Below are 20,280 nucleotides of genomic sequence, written 5' to 3' on the forward strand. Positions count from 1 at the left end.
GTGCGCGGCTTGGCCGCAGATCGGGGCACCCGCCCCGCTCCTGCCGCAAGGGCGGCGACTGACTGGTACGTGCAAAATATTTGCGATGCCCCGGAATCGGAACACCAGGGCCCTTCCGCTCGTTGAGCACGACGTGAGCACGACACCACCAGTTCTCGCCGCCGAGCTGGCAGCCGCCTGGGCCGACATTCAACGGCACCACCCCGAGCTGCCGGACCTGGCCGCGCCCGAATCACTCATCGGAGAGTCCTCGTCCGCATGCGGTACCGGCCTCTCCTTCGAACGGCTGCTGCACGAGGCAGTCCACGGCATCGCCGCGGCCCGCGGTGTCCGTGACACCTCACGCGCGGGCCGCTATCACAACCGCCGCTTCCTGGCGATCGCCGAGGAGTTGGGGCTCGACCACCCCGAGGAGCCGCATCCCAGCAGCGGCTTCTCCCTCGTGGTCCTCACGCCCGACACCCGGCGGCGCTACCGGCCCACCAGCGAGCGGCTCCAGCGGGCCCTGAAGGCCTACAGCGCGGCCACCGAAACCGACACCGGGCGCAGTTTCCGCGGCCCCGCCGCGCGCCACGGCTCCTCGGGTGGCGGGGTGCGCGTGAAGGCGGTGTGCGACTGCGGCCGCAACGTCCGGGTCGTTCCCTCGGTCCTCGCGCAGGCCCCCATCATGTGCGGAGCCTGCGGCAAGCAGTTCCGCATCCCCGCCGAGGCGCTGCCCGCCGAGATGGCCGCGAGCGCGGAGCCGATCCCCGTCGGCTGATCCGCACCCGCACCCGCACCCGTGCCCGCCGCCTCCGGGTGCCCGCCGCCTCCGTTTGCCCGTCGAGGCGTGCAGCGTCGTACCGGGCCGTACCGGGCCATCCCGGACCTCGCTGGCCCGCCGCCCGCTTGCGGTGGGCGCGCGGCCGCGGGTCCTGGGGTCGCGGTTCCCGGGGCAGTGGGCGGACGGGCGGGGGCCGCGGAGTCTCTGGGCGCGGGCCGACGGGGCTGGTTTCCGGCGCGGCTGCGCGGTGTGGCATCATGGTCGGCTGAACTCGACAGTCGCACAGGACCCCTCTCTCCTCCGGCTGACGCGTCCATCGGACACCCGGCGCCACAACCCCACGTGGCATCCCCGACGTGTCCACCCACGTCAAGACCAGGAGACACCACACCCGTGGCAGTCAAGATCAAGCTGAAGCGTCTGGGTAAGATCCGTTCGCCTCACTACCGCATCATCGTCGCCGACTCCCGTACCCGCCGTGACGGCCGGGCCATCGAGGAGATCGGCCTGTACCACCCGGTGCAGAACCCCTCGCGCATCGAGATCAACTCGGAGCGTGTGCAGTACTGGCTCGGCGTCGGCGCCCAGCCGACCGAGCCCGTCGAGGCGATCCTCAAGGTCACCGGCGACTGGCAGAAGTACAAGGGCCTGCCCGCGCCGGAGCCGATGAAGGTCCCGGAGCCGAAGGCCGACAAGCGTGCCCTCTTCGAGGCCGCCGCCAAGGAGTCCGCCGACGAGCCGCAGGGTGAGGCCATCACCCCGAAGGCCAAGAAGGCGGACAAGGCCGAGAAGAAGGCGGACGCCGAGGCGTCGGCCGCCACCGAGTCGACCGAGGCCTGAGGATGCTCGAGGAGGCCCTCGAGCACCTGGTGAAGGGCATCGTCGACCACCCCGACGAGGTGGGGATCGCATCCCGCAACCTCCGTCGCGGACGCGTGCTGGAGGTCCGGGTGCACCCCGACGACCTCGGCAAGGTGATCGGCCGCAACGGTCGCACCGCGCGCGCTCTGCGCACCGTCGTGGGAGCTCTCGGCGGCCGCGGTATCCGCGTCGACCTCGTCGACGTGGACCAGGTCCACTGAAGAGCGGTATGCAGCACCGGCACGGGCCGGGGACGGCGACCACGCCGTCCCCGGCCCGTTGTCGCGTCGCCGCCTCCTCCGCCCCTCCCACCCCCAGTCGTTATGTACGGATGAGCACCGAGCACGGAGAGGCACAGTGCAGCTAGTCGTCGCGCGGATCGGCCGCGCCCACGGCATCAAGGGCGAGGTCACGGTCGAGGTCAGGACCGACGAGCCGGAACTCCGGCTCGGGCCTGGTGCGGTACTGGCCACGGACCCGGCTTCCGCCGGGCCGCTGACCATCGCCGCCGGGCGGGTGCACAGCGGACGGCTGCTGCTGCGCTTCGAGGGCGTCCGTGACCGCAACGCCGCCGAAGCCCTGCGCAACACCCTGCTCGTCGCCGAGATCGACCCCGCGGAGCGTCCGGAGGACCCGGAGGAGTTCTACGACCACCAGCTGGAGGATCTGGAGGTGGTCACCGTCGACGGAGCCGTCGTCGGACGCATCGAGAGCGTCGCGCACCTGCCGGCCCAGGACCTGCTCGTGATCCGGGGCGCCGACGGCGGGGAAGTACTGGTCCCGTTCGTCAGCGAGATCGTTCCCGAGATCGACCTGGACGCTCAGCGCGCCGTCGTCGACCCGCCGCCCGGCCTCCTCGACGAGGGGGAGCCGCAGGCGAGCCCGGCGGAGGGGAAAGCCGGCTCACTCGAGGAAGAGGCCCAGGCCGACCCGGGGAACCCGCGGTGAGGCTCGACGTCGTCTCGATCTTCCCCGAGTACCTGGAGCCGCTGAACGTCTCCCTGGTGGGCAAGGCCCGCAGCCGCGGCGTGCTCGACGTCCGCGTCCACGACCTGCGGGACTGGACGCACGACCGGCACCACACCGTCGACGACACCCCCTACGGCGGCGGCCCCGGCATGGTGATGAAGCCGGAGCCGTGGGGCGAGGCCCTCGACCACGTGCTGGCGAGCGGCGAGCCGGCGCATGGGCGGCCCGTCCTCGTCGTGCCCACCCCCAGCGGCAGACCGTTCACGCAGGAACTGGCCGTCGAACTGTCCGGCGAGCCCTGGCTGGTCTTCACGCCCGCCAGGTACGAGGGCATCGACCGCCGCGTCATCGAGGAGTACGGGGAGCGGCTCGACGTACGGGAGGTCTCCATCGGCGACTACGTGCTCGCCGGCGGGGAGGCTCCGGTGCTCGTCATGGTCGAGGCGATCGCCAGGCTGCTGCCCGGCGTGCTGGGCAACGCGGCCTCGCACCAGGACGACTCCTTCGCGCCCGGGGCCATGGCCGACCTGCTGGAGGGCCCCGTCTACACCAAGCCGCCCGAATGGCGCGGACGCGGCATCCCCGAGGTGCTGCTGAGCGGCCACCACGGCCGGATCGCCCGCTGGCGCCGCGACCAGGCCTTCGCCCGCACCACCGACCACCGGCCCGACCTGATCGAGCGGTGCGACCCGGACACGCTGGACAAGCACGACCGGGCGGCGCTGGAGGAACTGGGCTGGCACCGGGACGCGGAGGACGGCCACTGGCAGCGCCCGGCGGGCGAGTAGCCTCCGCCGTCCTTCCGCCCGGCCGATTTGGGGCGGAGGGGCGGCCCATGGAAGAATGGGCAGCTGCCTCCCATCCGGCGCGCGACCCTGCCACAGGGGGACCGACGCCCGCCGCGAGTGGCGGCTCTCCGATCAGATCACGATATGCCGCTGATGACCTGTGGCATCAGCGAGGAAAGCAGACGACATGTCTCACCTTCTCGACAGCGTCGACGCCGCGTCCCTGCGCGACGACGTCCCGGCCTTCCGCCCGGGCGACACGGTCAACGTGCACGTGCGCGTCATCGAGGGCAGCCGCTCCCGTGTCCAGCAGTTCAAGGGCGTCTGCATCCGCCGCCAGGGCTCCGGCGTGCGGGAGACCTTCACCGTGCGCAAGGTCAGCTTCAGCGTGGGCGTCGAGCGCACCTTCCCGGTGCACACCCCGATCGTCGAGAAGATCGAGGTCGTGACCCGCGGTGACGTCCGCCGCGCCAAGCTGTACTACCTGCGTGACCTGCGCGGCAAGGCCGCGAAGATCAAGGAGAAGCGCGAGAACTGATCTCGCGTCCTCGGTGTTCGGAGCGCCGGTTAGGCTTCCGCCCGATGGACACCGAGGAACAGCACGACGAACCGGAGCGCGATCGCTCCTCCGCTTCCGAAGAGGAAGCGGGGGGTCGGTCGCGTTTCGCGCGTCCGGCCCTGTACGCGGGGCTCGTGCTGGGGGCACTCTTGCTGACGAACGCATTCGTCATGCAGCCTTTCCTGATCCCGAGTTCCTCGATGGACCCCACCCTGCGCGTCGGGGACCGGGTGCTGGTGAACAAACTGGCCTACCGCTTCGGTGACGGTCCACAGCGCGGGGACGTCATCGTCTTCGACGGCACCGATTCGTTCTCCACGGACGCGGACCCCGACGCCAACGCCGTCACGACCGCACTGCGCAAGGCGGGCGCGGCGACCGGGTTGGTGCCGCCTGCCGAGACGGACTACGTCAAGCGCGTCATCGGGGTCGGCGGAGACCTGGTGCGCTGCTGCGACAGGCGGGGGAGGATCGAGGTGAACGGTCGGCCCGTGAGCGAGGACTATCTGCACCCCGGCGACGCGCCCTCCACGGTGCCCTTCGAAACACGGGTACCGGAGGGGCGCCTGTGGGTGATGGGTGACCACCGCGACAAGTCCAGCGATTCCCGCGACCATCTCGGTGATCCCGGCGGCGGCACCGTCCCCGTCGACCGCGTGATCGGACGGGCGGACTGGATCGGCTGGCCGCTCGGCCGCATCGGCTCCCTCCCAGCGGGTGCGGACGGTGACGATGACTGACCCCGAGGGCAGGTACGGACACCAGCACCCCCACGGGGCAGGGCAACAACCGCAGGGCCCGTGGCCGCCGCCCCAGAACCCGCGGCAGGCCTCCGGCCACCCGTCCGACCCCTCGTACGGCAGTGCGGGCCCGTACGGCTACGGCGACGCGGCCACGCCGTACCAGCACCCGGGCGCGGCCCCGTACGACCCCTCCGGCACCGCCGGCCCGTACGACCCCGGCCCGTACGACCCCTCCGGTGCCGCGGCGCCCTACGGCTACCCCGGCGCCGCCGAGCCGTACGCCCCCTCCGGTACGGCGGCCGGGCCCTACGACAGCACCACCGGTCCGGCCGGGCCGTACGACCCCTCAGGTGCCGCCTTCGTGCCCAGCGGGGATGAGGAGTGGGACCCGGAGGAGGAGTCGGCGCCGCTACGGCGTCCCGGCCAGGGGCGGGCGGACCGCAGAAGGGCCGCGAAACGCATCAAGCGCCGCCGGAGGCTCTCGGCCACGAAGGAGATCCCGATCCTCGTCGGGGTCGCCGTGCTGATCGCTCTGGTGCTCAAAACCTTCCTCGTGCAGGCATTCGTCATCCCTTCGGGCTCCATGGAGCAGACCATCCGGATCGGCGACCGGGTCCTCGTGGACAAGCTCACTCCCTGGTTCGGAGCGGAGCCGCACCGCGGTGACGTCGTCGTCTTCGAGGACCCGGGCGGCTGGCTCAAGGACGAGAAGAAGGAGAAGAAGGACGATCCCCCGGGGATCAAGCAGGGCAAGGAGCTGCTGACCTTCATCGGGCTGCTGCCCTCGGACGACGAGCAGGACCTGATCAAGCGCGTCGTCGGCGTCGGCGGTGACACCGTACGCTGCTGTGACAAGCAAGGACGCGTGACGGTGAACGGCACACCCCTGGACGAGCCGTACATCCATCCGGGCAACAAACCCTCGAAGATGGAGTTCGAGGTGACCGTGCCCGTCGGACGCGTGTTCGTGATGGGAGACCATCGGGGCAACTCCGCCGACTCCCGTTACCACTTGCGAGGCCCCGACAAGGGAACGATCGGGGTGGAGCGGATCGTTGGAAGAGCGGTCGTCATTGCCTGGCCGTTCGACCACTGGAGACGGCTCGAAGAGCCCAAGACCTACGCTTCGGTGCCCGACGCGGGCGGTACTTCGGCGGCGCCGCCCGGGGGCCGTGAGAATCGAGTGGCGCAACTCCCGTTCTCTGCGGAACTTCCGCTCGTTATGGGAGTGGTGGGCTTGTCCCGATTGCGGAACAGGCGAATGCGCAGTGTGAGGAGTGGATGTGGGGGACTTGGCGGTCGGCGCACGGTCCGGTTCCGGGTACCCGGAGGACGAACGTCCTGGTACGGACGGCAGGACGGGCGACGCAGGACCACCGGCCGTGGGAAGAGAGAGTGACGGCGTGACCGCCGAGACCGACGGGACAGCAGCGGGCTCCGGAGCGGGCGAAGACGGACTGCACGGCTTTTCCCCGCCCCCCGGCCACCAGCTGCCGGAAGCGGAGCGGGCAGCTCAGAGCAAGCGAGACGAGCACACGGACCGGGCCGACCACATGGACGACAGCGGCGGGCCGCACCAAGGCGCCGAGTGGGGCGAAGCGGACGGCGAGGACGGCCAGGACGGGGACGGCGGAAGGGGCCGCAAGGGTCGTAAGGACGCCGCCAAGCAGCAGCGCTCCTTCTGGAAAGAACTCCCGATGCTCATCGGCATCGCGCTGGTTCTCGCCCTGGTCATCAAGACCTTCCTGGTCCAGGCCTTCTCCATTCCCTCGGCTTCCATGCAGGACACCCTCCGGATCGGTGACCGGGTCCTGGTCGACAAGCTCACTCCGTGGTTCGGGGCGACGCCGGAGCGCGGCGAAGTCGTCGTCTTCCACGACCCGGGCGGCTGGCTGCCCGAGGCCCAGGTGGAGGAGAACTTCGTCCAGACCGCGCTCAGCTTCATCGGCCTGATGCCCTCCGCGAACGAGAAGGACCTGATCAAGCGGGTCATCGCGGTGGGCGGCGACACGGTCGAGTGCAAGAAGGGCGGCAAGGTCCACGTCAACGGAAAGGCCCTGAACGAGACCTCGTACATCTACCCCGGCAACAGCCCGTGCGACGACAAGCCGTTCGGCCCCCTCAAGGTGCCCGACGGCAAGCTGTGGGTGATGGGCGACCACCGTCAGGACTCCCTCGACTCCCGCTACCACCAAAACCAGCAGGGTGGTGGCTTCGTCCCCGAGGGGCAGGTCGTCGGGCGGGCCATCGTGAAGGCGTGGCCGATCGACCGGTGGGGCACGCTGCCCGTCCCCGACACCTTCGACCAGCAGGGCATCCAGGCGCGCGCGCTGAACGCCGCCCCCGGTGCTGTCGGGCTGGCCGGAGCGGTTCCGCTGGTGCTCTGGCGCCGCAGGCGCCGACTGGTCCTGACGGCCAAGCCGGCCGGAGCCGCCAGGCACGCCGGGGCTGCGGGGCCCGCGTCGGCCACCGGAGTGGCGGAGGGCGAGGGCTGACGTATCCCGTACTCCTGGGTAGGGTGCCGCGCAGACTCGAGGCTGCCGCGGAGAACCCGGGAGAACGCACGTGAGCAACGCAAGCCATACCGATGAGGGCCGCGGCCGACTGGGCAACCGACTGTCCGGAGTGGCCGTGGCCCTCGGCTGCGTGCTCTTCCTCGGGGGTTTCGTCTGGGGTGCACTGCTGTACCAGCCGTACACGGTGCCGACCGACTCCATGGACCCCACGGTGAAGGCCGGGTCCCGGGTGCTGGCGGAGCGGGTGGACGGAGACGAGGTGCACCGCGGCGACGTCGTCGTCTTCCAGGATTCCGTCTGGGGCGCCGTCCCCATGGTCAAGCGGGTCGTGGGCGTCGGAGGCGACAAGGTGGCCTGCTGCGACCGGCAGGGACGGCTCACCGTCAACGGCGACAGCGTCGACGAGCCCTATCTGCGCAGCCAGGGCCGCGACTCGCAGCGGCCCTTCGAGTCCACCACGGTGCCCGAAGGGAAGCTGTTCCTGCTCGGCGACAACCGGTCGGCCTCCCTCGACTCACGCGTGCATCTGCAGGACGGCGAGCACGGCGCAGTGCCCCGCTCCGCCGTCAAGGCGCGCGTGGAGGCCATAGCCTGGCCCGTCGGCGGGCTCGGCATGCTGCCCGAGGCGCGTGGATTCGCCGACATGCCCGGCGGCACCTCCAGCAGCGGCCCCCTGCCGACGGCGCTGATCGCCGTCGTGGTGGGCGCGGTCCTGGTGCTGGGCGGAGCCGCCTGGGGGCCGATCGCGCGCCGCCGCGCGATGTCGGCCCGCCGCCGCTCGGGGTGACGCACAATAGGGGGACGCACGGCTGAAGGGGAACATGCCATGAGCGCCGAGGACCTCGAGAAGTACGAGACCGAGATGGAGCTGAAGCTCTACAGGGAGTACAGGGACGTCGTCGGTCTGTTCAAATACGTGATCGAGACCGACCGGCGCTTCTACCTCACCAACGACTACGAGATGCAGGTCCACTCGGTGCAGGGCGAGGTCTTCTTCGAGGTCTCGATGGCGGACGCCTGGGTGTGGGACATGTACCGGCCGGCCCGGTTCGTCAAACAGGTACGGGTGCTCACGTTCAAGGACGTCAACATCGAGGAGCTGAACAAGAGCGAGCTCGACTTGCCGGAGGATTCGGACTTCAAGGGCTGATCCTGGCGAATCGCCCTCGGTGCGATTCCTGTGATCCCTGTGCCTCTTGTGAGTGACGGAGTTGTCCACAATCATCCGGTGCTCCACAGAAACAGAGCAAGATCCACACGCTGCCTCCGGTACCGCCACAGTCGGTGCCGGAGGTGGTTCATGTGAACACCAGCGAAACGCGGCGCGGTTGGGCCGGAGGCCCGAAAGCGTGGAAAACGGACGATCCCGGCTCTGCCGAACGGAGTGACCGGGGCGCGGGCGGGCGCACCCGTGACGGGCGCACCCTCGATGGGCGAGGTGCCCCGGGGGCGAGCGGGCACGGCCCCGACGGGCGCGGCCCCGGCCAGGTTACGGACAAACCCAGCGGCCCGAGTGCTGACAGGCGCTGCCTCGCCGGGCGGGGCGATCGGGATGTTGGCGGGGGATGCGCTGACAGGCCGCGCGGTCTTGGTGCTGATGGGCGGAGTCTCGTTGAGCGGGGCGGCCGGGATGTCGGCGGTTGGATCGCTGACAGGCCGCTCGGCTCAGGCGCCGATGGGCGAGGTCCCGTCAGGCGCGGCTCCGGCGGTCGGGAGCTCGGCGATCGCGACGTGCAGGGTCGCGACGTCGGCGGGCACTCCGCCGACGAACAGGGCATCGGCGGGACGGAGCCCAGCGGTCCCCGCTCCGTCGGACGGAGCACCGGTGCGGCGGGCGCGGAGGCGCCGGGTGCCAGGGCGCGGGGCGGCCGCGTGCAGTCGGGCACGGGCTCGCGTGCCGCGCGGACCGGCCGCGCGGCAGGCGCTCCCGGCCCGACCCGAGCCAGGAGCGCCTTGGGGCGGTACGGAGAGGACCTCGCGGCGCGACGGCTACGTGAAGCGGGGATGACGGTCCTGGAGCGCAACTGGCGCTGCGCCGAAGGCGAGATCGACCTGATCGCGCGCGACGCCGATGCCGTGGTGATCTGCGAGGTCAAGACCCGCAGGGCCGTTCCTTTCCAGCACCCCATGGGTGGCCTGCCACCGGCGAAGACGGCCCGCCTGCGCCGCCTGGCGGCGCGCTGGCTCAGCGAGCGTTGGATCGCCCGCTACGGGCAACCGCCCGTGGGCGGCGTCCGTATCGATCTCGTCGGCATCGTCCTTCCCGACCGTGGGGCACCCGTGCTCCAGCACGTCCGGGGGGTGGGTTGATGGGATTCGCCCGAACGTGCGGGGTGGCGCTGGTCGGCGTCGAGGGAGTGCTGGTCGAGGTCCAGGCCGACCTGGAGCCCGGGGTCGCCGCCTTCACTCTCGTGGGCCTTCCGGACAAGAGCCTGACCGAGAGCCGGGATCGGGTCCGCGCGGCCGTGGTCAACACCGGTGTGCCCTGGCCGCAGAAGAAGCTCACCGTGGGCCTCAGCCCTGCTTCGGTCCCCAAAGGCGGCAGCGGTTTCGACATCGCGGTCGCGTGTGCCGTTCTCGCGGCGGCAGAACGCGTCGACCCCCGCCAGATCGCCGAGGTCGTGATGATCGGCGAACTGGGCCTTGACGGCCGCGTACTGCCGGTGCGGGGCGTCCTGCCCGCCGTACTGGCGGCCGCCGACGCGGGGTACCGGCAGGTGGTCGTTCCCGAACAGACCGCGGCCGAGGCCTCGCTCGTCCCGGACGTCTCCGTGGTGGGCGTACGCAGCCTCGGCCAGCTCATCGCGGTGCTCAACGACGAGCCGGTGCCCGAGGAGGAGCGGCCTGATACGGGCCTGCCCGGATCCGTCCACGCCGGTCTCGCCGGGCTCCCCGCCGCAGCGCCGGGGCTGACCGGCCTGCTGGCCGAGGAGCGCCCTCTCGATTTGGCGGAAGTGACCGGCCAACGGCACGCGCGGCGCGCTTTGGAGATCGCCGCGGCAGGACGCCACCACATCTTCTTCAAGGGCCCCCCGGGGGCGGGGAAGACCATGCTGGCCGAGCGCCTACCGGGGTTGCTGCCACCGCTCAGCCGCAAGGATGCGCTGGAGGTGACGGCTGTGCACTCGATCGCGGGGGCGCTGCCGCCAGGCCAACCGCTGGTCGCCCGGCCGCCCTACTGCGCGCCGCATCACTCGGCGACCATGGCGGCGCTGGTCGGCGGTGGCTCCGGTGTGCCACGTCCCGGCGCGGTCTCGCTCGCCCACCACGGCGTTCTCTTTCTGGACGAGGCCGCGGAGTGCAGCGCCCGGGTCCTGGACGCGATGCGCCAGCCGCTGGAGTCCGGGCACGTCCTGGTGGCCCGGGCCGCGGGCATGATGCGCATGCCGGCGCGCTTCCTGCTCGCCCTGGCTGCGAACCCATGCCCGTGCGGACGCCACGGCAGCGTTGGTGGCGCATGTGAGTGCAGGCCGGCTTCGGTGCGCCAGTACCGCGCCAGGCTCTCGGGGCCGCTGCTGGACCGGGTCGATCTACGGGTCCTCGTCGAACCGCTCGCCCGCTCGGAGCTGATGGCGGCCGTCGGAGGCGGGGAACCCACCGCAGTGGTGGCCGCCCGCGTACTGGAAGCGCGGGACCGCGCCGCTGCCAGGTACGCCGGCACGCCGTGGAAGACCAACAGCGACGTGCCAGGTCACGAGTTGCGCACCCGCCACTCCGCCCTGCCGGGAGCGCTCAACGAGGCGGAGGACGAGTTGGAGCGCGGCATACTCACCGCTCGCGGCCTCGACCGGGTGTTGCGGGTCGCGTGGACGGTCGCCGACCTGGCAGGCCACGAGAGGCCGACCCGTGACGATGTCCACTACGCGCTCGGACTGCGCACCGGTGTGCACCGAGGCACCCTCGTCCCGGAGGTGCCCGCATGACCGGCGGCACCCGACCGACGACGCCGCCCTCCGGGCCGGGTCCCGACCCGGAGACCGACGCCCGCCACCACCACCCGGGAGCGCACGCCCCCGGGCGGGTACGTACCGCTTCGACAACGGACCGCTCCCGTTCGCGGTCGCCACGGCCGTCATCCAACAGGCCCTCGGGTCCTGTGAGCCACAGCCACGCGGGCATGGGGCTCGGCGCGGGCTCCGAGAGCGCGGCTCGCGCAGTCGACGCCCCAGGCTCCAGCCTTTCCCCGGACCAGGACCAGGACCAGGACCAGGACCAGGACCAGGACCAGGACTCGCGCTCGGACCCGGACCCGGACCCGGTATTGGACTCGAAAGGAGGGAAGCCGGCGAGCTCCCCGCCACGAGGCGCGGCCCTGCCGGTAAGGACCGACAAGGGACCCTCCGCACGGTCGGAGCGGCTCGCCCGAGCGGCTCTGACCCGTATCGCCGAGCCGGGGGACGAACAGGTGGGGCGGTGGGTCGCGGCCCATGGCGCCTGTGCGGTCGTCGAAGCGGTGTGCGGATCCGGGGCGCCGCTCGACGGGGCCGGCGTACAGCGCTGGGCAGGGCTGCGGCTGCGCGCCGCCGATGTCCGCCCCGACATCGACCTCGACGCCATCGAACGGCTGGGTGGCCGGTTCATCTGCCCCGGTGACCCGGAGTGGCCGAGCCAGCTGGACGACCTGGGCCCTGCGCGACCGCTCGGGCTGTGGATCAACGGAGTTCCGTCACTGCGTGTGTGGGCGCTGCGTTCGGTCGCGGTCGTCGGCGCCCGCGCCTGCACCGAATACGGGGCGCACTGTGCCGCCGTGCTCGCGGCCGGCCTGGCCGAGCGGGGCTGGACGGTCGTCTCCGGTGCCGCCTACGGCATCGACGCGGCCGCGCACCGCGGTGCCCTCGCCCTTCACGGGCCGACTGCCGGCGTCCTGGCCTGCGGGGCGGACGTCGCCTACCCGCCGGGGAACCAGGAGTTGATCCGGGCATTGGGGGAGCGCGGCCTGCTCGTGGCCGAACTCCCGCCGGGCGCTCACCCGACCCGCAGCAGGTTCGTCCTCCGCAACCGTGTGATCGCTGCCCTCACCAGGGGCACGGTCGTGGTCGAGGCCGCGGTGCGCAGTGGCGCGCTGGTCACGGCGCGTCGCGCGATCAGGCTGGGACGCCACGTGATGGGTATGCCGGGCCCGGTCACCTCCGGACTCTCACAGGGCGTGCACGAACTCCTGCGCGGTGAGGCCACGGTGGTCACCGACGCCGCCGAAGTGATCGAGCTCGTCGGCGCGATGGGAGAGCTCGCCCCGCAGCGCCGGGGAGCTGCCGTACCGCGTGACACCCTCAGCCGCAGCGCGTCGCGCGTATTGGAAGCGGTTCCGGGGCGGGGCGCGAGCGACCTCGCTGGGATCGCCTGCTCCGCGGGGGTGCCCGCCCAAGTCGTTCTCGCCCGGCTTCATGAGCTGCGGGCTCTCGGATTCGTCGAACGAGACGGTGACCACTGGAAGTTGGTCCGCCACCGCCAGGGGCACACCATCGAGTGATGAGGCGGTCCTTGACCTGGGGCTATCGGGTGAAAAGCTGAGCCGTGCGCCCTCGCCGGGGCGGCACGGGCCACGCGAGGCTCCGCACCCTGGCCCGTGCCCGGTCACCCGCACCGCACCCGCCGTACGGCCCCGCCGAGACGTCGCGGCAACGAGCACGCCAGCACGGAGGAGGAAGAACGATACGTCGCACGTTGCGATGCCGCGGTCACGTTACGCTCACACCGTCTCTCCGCGAGACGCACGTGTCCGCGCATCAACAGACCACCACTACCCAGCAGAACGGCTCAAGGCGACGTATGCCTCAGCACATCTCCGGGCCCGACCGCACAGCCGCAGCGGCTTCCGCCGTCACGCGCGCCGTGGTCGACGACAACGCGCCCAGGACTGCGCCCAGCTCGCTGGATGAACTCTGGCGGTCCTACAAGGCCACGGCCGACAGCAGGCTGCGCGAACAGCTGATCCTGCACTATTCGCCGCTGGTCAAGTACGTCGCGGGCCGAGTCAGTGTGGGGCTTCCCGCCAACGTGGAGCAGGCCGACTTCGTCTCCTCCGGAGTCTTCGGACTCATCGACGCCATCGAGAAGTTCGACCCCTCCCGCTCCATCAAGTTCGAGACCTACGCCATCACCCGCATCCGCGGAGCGATGATCGACGAGCTGCGGGCGCTCGACTGGATCCCCCGCTCGGTGCGGCAGAAGGCCCGTGCGGTCGAGCGTGCGTACGCCACTCTCGAAGCCAGGCTCCGGCGCAGTCCCTCGGAAGCCGAGGTGGCCGGCGAGATGGGCATCGAGACGGAAGAACTGCACGGCGTCTTCAGCCAGTTGTCACTCGCCAACGTCGTCGCCCTCGAAGAGCTTCTGCACGTCGGCGGTGACGGGGGCGACCGGCTGAGTCTCGTGGACACGCTCGAGGACACCGCCGCGGACAACCCGGTGGAGGTCGCGGAGGACCGCGAACTGCGCCGCTTGCTCGCCAGAGCCATCAACACCCTGCCGGACCGTGAGAAGACCGTGGTCACTCTCTACTACTACGAGGGGCTCACCCTCGCCGAGATCGGCCAGGTGCTCGGAGTCACCGAGAGCAGGGTCAGCCAGATCCACACCAAATCGGTTCTGCAGCTCCGCGCCAAGCTCGCCGACGCCGGGCGCTGACGGAGGCGGCCTGCCACCGTCCGCTGCCGGACCGCGACCCCGTCGGGCCGTGGCCCCGCTGGACCTGTGGCCCCACCGGACCCGTGGCCCCGCTGGGGCCCCTCGGACCGCGGCCCCTCCGGGCCCGGAAAGGACGGCATTCGGTAAGGGTGGGCCATCGGAAAGATGTGGCGGTCGGGAAGGCTCGGCAGGATCGATTCGCCAGGACTCGTGTGAACCGTGGGCGTGGGTCCGTAAGCTGGAGACGTGCCCAGGATTCGAGCGGCCTCCGTGGCCGAGCATCGGAACATGCAGCGTGCGGCCCTGTTGGACGCCGCCCGGTCGCTGCTGTCCGAGGGCGGGACCGAAGCGTTGACCTTTCCCGCCCTCGCCCAGCACACCGGCCTCGCACGCTCCTCCGTGTACGAGTACTTCCGCTCCCGCGCCGCTGTCGTGGAAGAGCTGTGCGCCGTCGACTTCCCGGTGTGGGCGGCCGAGGTGGAGTCGGCGATGCGGGCCGCGGAGACCCCGGAAGGCAAGGTCGAGGCCTACGTTCGCCGGCAGCTCGCGCTCGTCGGGGACCGCCGCCACCGCGCCGTCGTCGCCATCTCCGCGGGCGAGCTGGACGTGGGAGCCCGCGAACGGATCAGGGCCGCGCACGGTGGCCTGATCTCCATGGTCGTCGAAGCGCTGGGCGATCTCGGTCACGAGCAGCCCCGCCTCGCCGCGATGCTCCTCCAGTCAGTCGTGGACGCAGGGGTACGCCGCATCGAGCTGGGAGCCGCCGAAGCACCCGAGCAGATCGCCGAAGCCGCCGTCTCCATGGCGCTGAACGGCGTGCGAGGCTGACCCGGCTTTCCAGGCTGCCCTGGCTGTCGAGACCGTCGCGTCTGTCGTGCCGGTCGAGGCCGACGAGGCGGCGCGCCTGTCGATGGCGTCGGCGTGGTGACCCTCGCCGCCTCGGTGAGAGCCGGCGTTGGTGCCCGGTCGTCTGGGACCCGCGCGGGGCCGGTCGGGGCTCGCGACTGGTCGGCACTCTCCGACTCGTGCCGCGCCTGGGCGACGGCCGGAGCACGCGGGCCGACGGGTGCGGTTCCGATGCGTGCGCGTCGGGGTCCGCCGGGGAGTACGGTTTCGCGCCGTCGCGGGCGTTCCGCGCGCCCCGCTGCCCGGTCCGGCTCCGCAGCTGTCGGTGGGCCCACAGCGCGCAGATCGTCAGCGCGGCTGTCGCGCTCCAGGCGGCGAGGTCTCCCGCGCCGCTGGGGGCGGCTGGAGACGCGGCTCTGTGCGCTGCGGCGATGCCCTTGCCCGACTTCCGTTCCTGACCTGCCGCCGCTTCGGGGACCGGTACTCCGAAGATCGGGAGCAGCCGGGATCGGCCGCCCAGCAGGGACGCGGGCAGCAGGGAGAGCGGATCGAGGTAGCGGTCGCCGCGCAGGAGCCCCCAGTGCAGACAGGTACGGGGACAGTGCTGCCCCCGTACGACCGTCCCGACCTTCTCGCCGGCCTCCACCCGGTCGCCCTTGTGAACGGAGGGCCGTACGGACTGGTAGGTCGTCCGCAGTGGTGGCCGGCCCGTTCCGGACAGCTCGATCGAGACGACTCCGCGTCCAGCGACCTTCCCTGCGAAGGAGACCTTTCCCGCAGCCACCGCCCGCACCGGTTGGCCCGGGCGGGCCGCGAGATCCACCCCCCGGTGGCCGGGAGCCCACCGTTGGGGCGGCGGGTCCCAGCCGCGGTCCACGCGTGGCCGCCGGGCGCCGTCCACCCCGTCGACCGGCCAGTTCCGGCCGACGGGACGGTCGACGGCCCGGGGGCCGGCCCGGTGCGCGGTGGCCGGACCGTCTGGGGGCTTCGAGCGGACTCTCGCACCCGCGGGCGTGGGGTGGACATCGGGTGCGGGAGGCTTGGGGGACCACGGCGTACGGACCGGGGCAGCGACGTGGCCAACCGCCGGCCACGCCCCCAGCCACACCAGCGTCAGTGCGCCGAGGACGGCCGCGGACCGCAGCGGTCCGCGGCGTGGCGGGCCGAATCGGGAGCACGCCCTCAGCGCGGCAAGGCAGGCGAGGACGGCCCGGACGATCATCGGAGCAGCCCGCACCTCTCCGCTCGGCAGTCCCGCAGGTCGCTCACGCTGCGCAGGTCGCTCACGCCGCGCAGACCGCTCAGGCCGCGTGCTGGTGCGTGCCCCCTCGGCCGGGGGCCTGTGCCGTGTCATGCGGAAACCGTCGCGCGGATCGTCGACCCTCGGGGATCATGGCCTGGATCTGTGGACAACCGGCAGGTTGTGGACAACTCCGTCACTCGTGTGAGCGGATGGGGTGGTGAGAGCGCGGATCCGTGTGAGCGGGTGGGGCCGTCGCGAGCGGCCGTTTCCGTGTTTCTCGGCCGGCACGGGTCTCGGCCGGCACGGGCGTCAACGGCCGGCCCGCTGACCTCTCAACACCTGTCCCCGCATCTGTCCCTTCCGTCCCCGCGCCCTCTTGGCCCCCGCCCGGCGCGGCCCACCTCCGCGGTCCCGTACACTGCTGGTGCGGCCCGGGTGACCGGGCTGACTTCGCACGCCCCGCCATCCTCACCCGGTGGCCGCGCATCTCGGTCCCAGGAGCGGTCGTCACTCGGCCCCCCAGGGCGGCGCGCAGGGGCGTCAGGCAAGCGGAGGCGTCCGCCTCCGCTGACGACAACCGAGTAACCCAAGGAGAACGGCCATGGCCGTCGTCACGATGCGGGAGCTGCTGGAGAGCGGCGTCCACTTCGGGCACCAGACCCGCCGCTGGAACCCGAAGATGAAGCGCTTCATCTTCACCGAGCGCAACGGCATCTACATCATCGACCTGCTCCAGTCGCTGTCGTACATCGACCGCGCCTACGAGTTCGTCAAGGAGACCGTCGCGCACGGCGGCTCCATCATGTTCGTCGGCACCAAGAAGCAGGCCCAGGAGGCCATCGCCGAGCAGGCCACCCGCGTGGGCATGCCCTACGTGAACCAGCGCTGGCTCGGCGGCATGCTGACCAACTTCTCGACCGTCTACAAGCGGCTGCAGCGCCTCAAGGAGCTGGAGCAGATCGACTTCGAGGACGTGGCCGCCTCCGGCCTCACCAAGAAGGAGCTTCTGGTCCTCTCCCGCGAGAAGGCGAAGCTGGAGAAGACCCTCGGCGGCATCCGCGAGATGCAGAAGGTCCCCAGCGCCGTCTGGATCGTGGACACCAAGAAGGAGCACATCGCCGTCGGTGAGGCGCGCAAGCTCAACATCCCGGTGGTCGCGATCCTCGACACCAACTGTGACCCGGACGAGGTCGACTACAAGATCCCGGGCAACGACGACGCGATCCGCTCCGTCACCCTGCTGACCCGTGTGATCGCCGACGCGGTCGCCGAGGGCCTCATCGCCCGTTCGTCCGGCGGTTCCGCCGAGGGCAAGGGCGAGAAGGCCGCCGGTGAGCCGCTCGCCGAGTGGGAGCGCGACCTCCTGGAGGGCGAGAAGGCCGCCGAGAAGCCGGCCGCCGAGGCCGGGGCCGAGGCACAGCCCGCCGCCGAGGCCGAGAAGCCCGCCGAGGAGCAGCCGGCCGCCGCCGAGGCACAGCCCGCCGCCGAGGCCGAGCAGGCCGCCGAGGGCGAGCAGCCGGCGGGCGCTGCCGAGCAGGGCTGACCGACCGGTCCACGTGAACCGCGTGGGCCCTCGGGGTTCGTGGTGAGACGGCGGGGGCCGGGCGCCCCCGCCGTCCAGCCGTGACCTGGGCCGCGTTCACGTGATCACATCCATCCTCATCGACTTTTCGACTTTCCGGGAAGAGATTCACAGACCATGGCGAACTACACCGCCGCCGACGTCAAGAAGCTCCGGGAGCTGACCGGCGCCGGCATGATGGACTGCAAGAAGGCGCTGGACGAGGCCGAGGGCAGCGTCGACAAGGCCGTCGAGGTCCTTCGCGTCAAGGGCCAGAAGGGCGTCGCCAAGCGCGAGAGCCGCACCGCGGAGAACGGCGCGGTCGTCGCCCTCATTGCCGACGACGACACCGCCGGCGTGCTGGTCGAGCTGAAGTGCGAGACGGACTTCGTCGCCAAGGGCGACAAGTTCGTGGCCGTCGCCGAGTCCATCGCCAAGCACGTCGAGGCCACCTCCCCGGCCGACATCGACGCGCTGCTCGCCTCCGAGATCGAGGCCGGCAAGACCGTCCAGGCCTACGTCGACGAGGCCAACGCGACGCTCGGCGAGAAGATCGTGCTGGACCGCTTCGCGCAGTTCTCCGGCGCCTTCGTCGGCTCCTACCTGCACCGCACGAGCCCGGACCTGCCCCCGCAGGTCGGCGTGCTGGTCGAGCTGGACTCGGCGAACGCCGACATCGCCAAGGACGTCGCGCAGCACATCGCCGCCTTCTCCCCGGCCTACCTGACCCGTGAGGACATCCCGGAGGAGACGGTCGCCAACGAGCGCCGCATCGCCGAGGAGACCGCGCGCGAGGAGGGCAAGCCCGAGCAGGCTCTGCCGAAGATCATCGAGGGTCGGGTCAACGGCTTCTTCAAGGAGAACACCCTCCTCGACCAGCCCTTCGCCAAGGACAACAAGAAGTCCGTGCAGAAGGTCCTGGAGGAGGCCGGTGTGTCGCTGAAGCGCTTCGCCCGCTTCCGCGTCGGCGCCTGAGGGCGCGGTCCTGACGTATCCCGCAGGTCGGTTCCGTCGGCGCGTGCCCCGTACACACCGGGCATCGCACACGGAACCGGCACGGGCCCGATAAGGTCGGGCACAGGGCAGTTGTGACGAGGAGGCCATTGCCGCAGAGGGAACCGCGAGGGTCCGACGGCAGTGGCCTCTTTCGTATGTGCACGAGGAGATCTCCATGACTAGCAATGACACCGGCAACGACAGTGACAGCCGCCGGCGCTTCCTGCTGAAGCTCTCCGGCGAGGCGTTCGCCGGGGGTGGTGGCCTCGGTGTCGATCCCGACGTCGTGCACAAGATGGCACGGGAGATCGCCTCGGTCTGCCGGGACGGCGCAGAGATCGCCGTCGTCATCGGTGGCGGCAACTTCTTCCGCGGCGCCGAGTTGCAGCAGCGCGGTATGGACCGGGCCCGCTCCGACTACATGGGCATGCTGGGCACGGTCATGAACTGCCTCGCGCTCCAGGACTTCCTGGAGAAGGAGGGCATCGACTCGCGCGTCCAGACCGCCATCACCATGGGACAGGTCGCCGAGCCCTACATCCCGCTGCGCGCCGTCCGGCACCTGGAGAAGGGCCGGGTCGTCATCTTCGGCGCCGGTATGGGCATGCCGTACTTCTCCACCGACACCACCGCGGCCCAGCGTGCGCTGGAGATCAACGCCGAGGTGATGCTGATGGGCAAGAACGGCGTGGACGGCGTCTACGACTCCGACCCGCGGAGCAACCCCGCGGCGGTGAAGTTCGACGCGCTCGAGTACGGCGAGGTCATCACCCGCGATCTCAAGGTCGCCGACGCCACCGCGATCACCCTCTGCCGGGACAACAAGCTGCCCATCCTCGTCTTCGAACTGCTCGCCGAAGGCAATATCGCCCGTGCGGTCAAGGGTGAGAAGATCGGCACCCTGGTGAGCAACCAGGGCACGCGGGCCTGACCGGCTCAGCCGCCTGCCCGGCCCCGTCGGTGGTCCGGGCGTCGTGCGGCCGGTACGGGCCGGTGGCGTCCCAACGTGTCGGCCACACAGCGACGCGGGCCTGTGGCGTCGCGCCACGGGTCTCGTACCGCCGCGGTATGGCAACACGGCGGTACGGGAACGGCCCGGTACGGGGATGGACAACAGCCTGCCGGTCGGACACCGTGCAGGAATCAGTGCACTGCGGGGGCCGGGGCGGCCCGCGGGGCGGCCGACAGCTCACAGCCCCGGATGAAGCAGTCAGGCTCATTCATCGAACCAGGAGCACGTGGTGATCGAAGAGACCCTCCTCGAAGCCGAGGAAAAGATGGAGAAGGCGGTCGTCGTCGCCAAGGAGGACTTCGCCGCTATCCGCACCGGCCGTGCGCACCCGGCGATGTTCAACAAGATCGTGGCGGAGTACTACGGCACGCTCACGCCGATCAACCAGCTGGCGTCGTTCTCCGTTCCGGAGCCCCGGATGGCGGTGGTGACTCCGTTCGACAAGAGCTCGCTGCGCAACGTCGAACAGGCCATCCGCGACTCGGACCTGGGCGTCAACCCCTCGAACGACGGCCATATCATCCGGGTGACGTTCCCCGAGCTGACCGAGGAGCGGCGCCGGGAGTACATCAAGGTCGCGAAAAACAAGAGCGAGGACGCCAAGATCTCCATTCGCAGCGTGCGGCGCAAGGCGAAGGAGACCATGGACAAGGCCGTCAAGGACGGCGAGGTCGGCGAGGACGAGGGCCGCAGGGGCGAGAAGGAACTCGACGACACCACGGCCAAGTACGTCGCACAGGTGGACGAGCTGCTCAAGCACAAGGAGGCCGAGCTGCTCGAAGTCTGAGGTCCCCAGTCT

General features: G+C 71.1%; 20 protein-coding genes and 1 pseudogene. 20 read left to right on the forward strand and 1 reads right to left on the reverse strand.

The window, feature by feature from the left end; all coding sequences use genetic code 11:
• Positions 1–85: 85 nt before the first annotated feature.
• The 16 genes from DTL70_RS24730 (at position 86) to DTL70_RS24805 (ending at position 14,651) form a co-directional block, all read left to right on the forward strand.
• Positions 86–760: a hypothetical protein gene (locus DTL70_RS24730; RefSeq protein ID WP_114024147.1), complete on the forward strand. Its 675-nt coding sequence runs from the start codon at positions 86–88 to the stop codon at positions 758–760.
• A 396-nt stretch (positions 761–1,156) separates the two neighbouring features.
• Positions 1,157–1,603: a 30S ribosomal protein S16 gene (gene rpsP, locus DTL70_RS24735; RefSeq protein WP_114024148.1), complete on the forward strand. Its 447-nt coding sequence runs from the start codon at positions 1,157–1,159 to the stop codon at positions 1,601–1,603.
• A 2-nt stretch (positions 1,604–1,605) separates the two neighbouring features.
• On the forward strand, positions 1,606–1,845 hold the full coding sequence (locus tag DTL70_RS24740) for an RNA-binding protein (protein WP_114024149.1): 240 nt from the start codon (positions 1,606–1,608) through the stop codon (positions 1,843–1,845).
• Between the two features lie 136 nt (positions 1,846–1,981).
• Positions 1,982–2,572, forward strand: coding sequence for a ribosome maturation factor RimM (gene rimM, locus DTL70_RS24745; RefSeq protein WP_114024150.1), 591 nt, complete (start codon positions 1,982–1,984; stop codon positions 2,570–2,572).
• Positions 2,569–3,381: a tRNA (guanosine(37)-N1)-methyltransferase TrmD gene (gene trmD / locus DTL70_RS24750; protein ID WP_114024151.1), complete on the forward strand. Its 813-nt coding sequence runs from the start codon at positions 2,569–2,571 to the stop codon at positions 3,379–3,381. Before rimM ends, trmD begins: the two co-directional genes overlap by 4 nt.
• Before the next feature lie 187 nt (positions 3,382–3,568).
• Positions 3,569–3,919, forward strand: a complete 351-nt coding sequence (gene rplS, locus DTL70_RS24755) for a 50S ribosomal protein L19 (protein WP_114024152.1) — start codon at positions 3,569–3,571, stop codon at positions 3,917–3,919.
• Between the two features lie 44 nt (positions 3,920–3,963).
• Positions 3,964–4,680, forward strand: coding sequence for a signal peptidase I (gene lepB, locus DTL70_RS24760; RefSeq protein WP_114024153.1), 717 nt, complete (start codon positions 3,964–3,966; stop codon positions 4,678–4,680).
• 364 nt (positions 4,681–5,044) lie between these two features.
• Positions 5,045–6,082, forward strand: a complete 1,038-nt coding sequence (lepB, locus tag DTL70_RS24765; protein WP_114024301.1) for a signal peptidase I — start codon at positions 5,045–5,047, stop codon at positions 6,080–6,082.
• 4 nt (positions 6,083–6,086) lie between these two features.
• Positions 6,087–7,178, forward strand: a complete 1,092-nt coding sequence (gene lepB, locus DTL70_RS24770; RefSeq protein ID WP_425470403.1) for a signal peptidase I — start codon at positions 6,087–6,089, stop codon at positions 7,176–7,178.
• A 70-nt stretch (positions 7,179–7,248) separates the two neighbouring features.
• Positions 7,249–7,986 carry a signal peptidase I gene (gene lepB, locus DTL70_RS24775; protein ID WP_114024154.1) on the forward strand — a complete coding sequence of 246 codons (738 nt, stop codon included), beginning with the start codon at positions 7,249–7,251 and terminating at the stop codon, positions 7,984–7,986.
• 39 nt (positions 7,987–8,025) lie between these two features.
• On the forward strand, positions 8,026–8,349 hold the full coding sequence (locus DTL70_RS24780) for a DUF2469 domain-containing protein (protein ID WP_114015897.1): 324 nt from the start codon (positions 8,026–8,028) through the stop codon (positions 8,347–8,349).
• A gap of 722 nt (positions 8,350–9,071) precedes the next feature.
• Positions 9,072–9,509, forward strand: coding sequence for a YraN family protein (locus DTL70_RS24785; RefSeq protein WP_114024302.1), 438 nt, complete (start codon positions 9,072–9,074; stop codon positions 9,507–9,509).
• Positions 9,509–11,122: a YifB family Mg chelatase-like AAA ATPase gene (locus DTL70_RS24790; protein WP_114024155.1), complete on the forward strand. Its 1,614-nt coding sequence runs from the start codon at positions 9,509–9,511 to the stop codon at positions 11,120–11,122. The genes DTL70_RS24785 and DTL70_RS24790 overlap by 1 nt, the downstream gene beginning before the upstream one ends.
• A gap of 173 nt (positions 11,123–11,295) precedes the next feature.
• The gene (gene dprA, locus DTL70_RS24795) at positions 11,296–12,669 is read left to right on the forward strand and encodes a DNA-processing protein DprA (RefSeq protein ID WP_245979616.1); all 1,374 of its coding nucleotides are present in this window, start codon (positions 11,296–11,298) and stop codon (positions 12,667–12,669) included.
• Positions 12,670–12,968: 299 nt separating this feature from the next.
• Entirely contained in the window at positions 12,969–13,823 is an 855-nt protein-coding gene (gene whiG / locus DTL70_RS24800) for an RNA polymerase sigma factor WhiG (protein WP_114015894.1), read from the forward strand.
• A 288-nt stretch (positions 13,824–14,111) separates the two neighbouring features.
• On the forward strand, positions 14,112–14,651 hold the full coding sequence (locus DTL70_RS24805; RefSeq protein ID WP_114024156.1) for a TetR/AcrR family transcriptional regulator: 540 nt from the start codon (positions 14,112–14,114) through the stop codon (positions 14,649–14,651).
• Between the two features lie 622 nt (positions 14,652–15,273).
• Here DTL70_RS24805 and DTL70_RS24810 read toward each other — a convergent pair.
• A pseudogene (locus DTL70_RS24810) lies at positions 15,274–16,023 on the reverse strand (peptidoglycan DD-metalloendopeptidase family protein); the annotation flags it as partial.
• A 490-nt stretch (positions 16,024–16,513) separates the two neighbouring features.
• Here DTL70_RS24810 and rpsB point away from each other — a divergent pair.
• The 4 genes from rpsB (at position 16,514) to frr (ending at position 20,268) form a co-directional block, all read left to right on the forward strand.
• The gene (rpsB, locus tag DTL70_RS24815; RefSeq protein ID WP_114024157.1) at positions 16,514–17,455 is read left to right on the forward strand and encodes a 30S ribosomal protein S2; all 942 of its coding nucleotides are present in this window, start codon (positions 16,514–16,516) and stop codon (positions 17,453–17,455) included.
• A 156-nt stretch (positions 17,456–17,611) separates the two neighbouring features.
• A complete protein-coding gene (tsf, locus tag DTL70_RS24820; protein ID WP_114024158.1) occupies positions 17,612–18,448 on the forward strand; it encodes a translation elongation factor Ts in 837 nt (278 codons plus the stop codon).
• Between the two features lie 196 nt (positions 18,449–18,644).
• Complete coding sequence (gene pyrH, locus DTL70_RS24825) at positions 18,645–19,400, forward strand: UMP kinase (protein WP_114024159.1); 756 nt, start codon at positions 18,645–18,647, stop codon at positions 19,398–19,400.
• A gap of 310 nt (positions 19,401–19,710) precedes the next feature.
• Positions 19,711–20,268 (forward strand): ribosome recycling factor, encoded by a 558-nt coding sequence (gene frr / locus DTL70_RS24830; RefSeq protein ID WP_114024160.1) that lies wholly within the window; start codon positions 19,711–19,713, stop codon positions 20,266–20,268.
• The last annotated feature ends 12 nt before the right edge of the window (positions 20,269–20,280 follow it).

Source organism: Streptomyces diacarni (assembly GCF_003323715.1).
GTDB lineage: Bacteria > Actinomycetota > Actinomycetes > Streptomycetales > Streptomycetaceae > Streptomyces > Streptomyces diacarni.

Excerpts from the sequence above, each read along its gene's own strand:
- DTL70_RS24730 (WP_114024147.1), top strand. The coding sequence starts at position 86 with ATGCCCCGGAATCGGAACACCAGGGCCCTTCCGCTCGTTGAGCACGAC.
- DTL70_RS24740 (WP_114024149.1), top strand. The coding sequence starts at position 1,606 with ATGCTCGAGGAGGCCCTCGAGCACCTGGTGAAGGGCATCGTCGACCAC.
- rplS (WP_114024152.1), top strand. The coding sequence starts at position 3,569 with ATGTCTCACCTTCTCGACAGCGTCGACGCCGCGTCCCTGCGCGACGAC.
- lepB (WP_114024153.1), top strand. The coding sequence starts at position 3,964 with ATGGACACCGAGGAACAGCACGACGAACCGGAGCGCGATCGCTCCTCC.
- DTL70_RS24780 (WP_114015897.1), top strand. The coding sequence starts at position 8,026 with ATGAGCGCCGAGGACCTCGAGAAGTACGAGACCGAGATGGAGCTGAAG.
- DTL70_RS24790 (WP_114024155.1), top strand. The coding sequence starts at position 9,509 with ATGGGATTCGCCCGAACGTGCGGGGTGGCGCTGGTCGGCGTCGAGGGA.
- whiG (WP_114015894.1), top strand. The coding sequence starts at position 12,969 with ATGCCTCAGCACATCTCCGGGCCCGACCGCACAGCCGCAGCGGCTTCC.
- DTL70_RS24805 (WP_114024156.1), top strand. The coding sequence starts at position 14,112 with ATGCAGCGTGCGGCCCTGTTGGACGCCGCCCGGTCGCTGCTGTCCGAG.
- rpsB (WP_114024157.1), top strand. The coding sequence starts at position 16,514 with ATGGCCGTCGTCACGATGCGGGAGCTGCTGGAGAGCGGCGTCCACTTC.
- tsf (WP_114024158.1), top strand. The coding sequence starts at position 17,612 with ATGGCGAACTACACCGCCGCCGACGTCAAGAAGCTCCGGGAGCTGACC.
- pyrH (WP_114024159.1), top strand. The coding sequence starts at position 18,645 with ATGACTAGCAATGACACCGGCAACGACAGTGACAGCCGCCGGCGCTTC.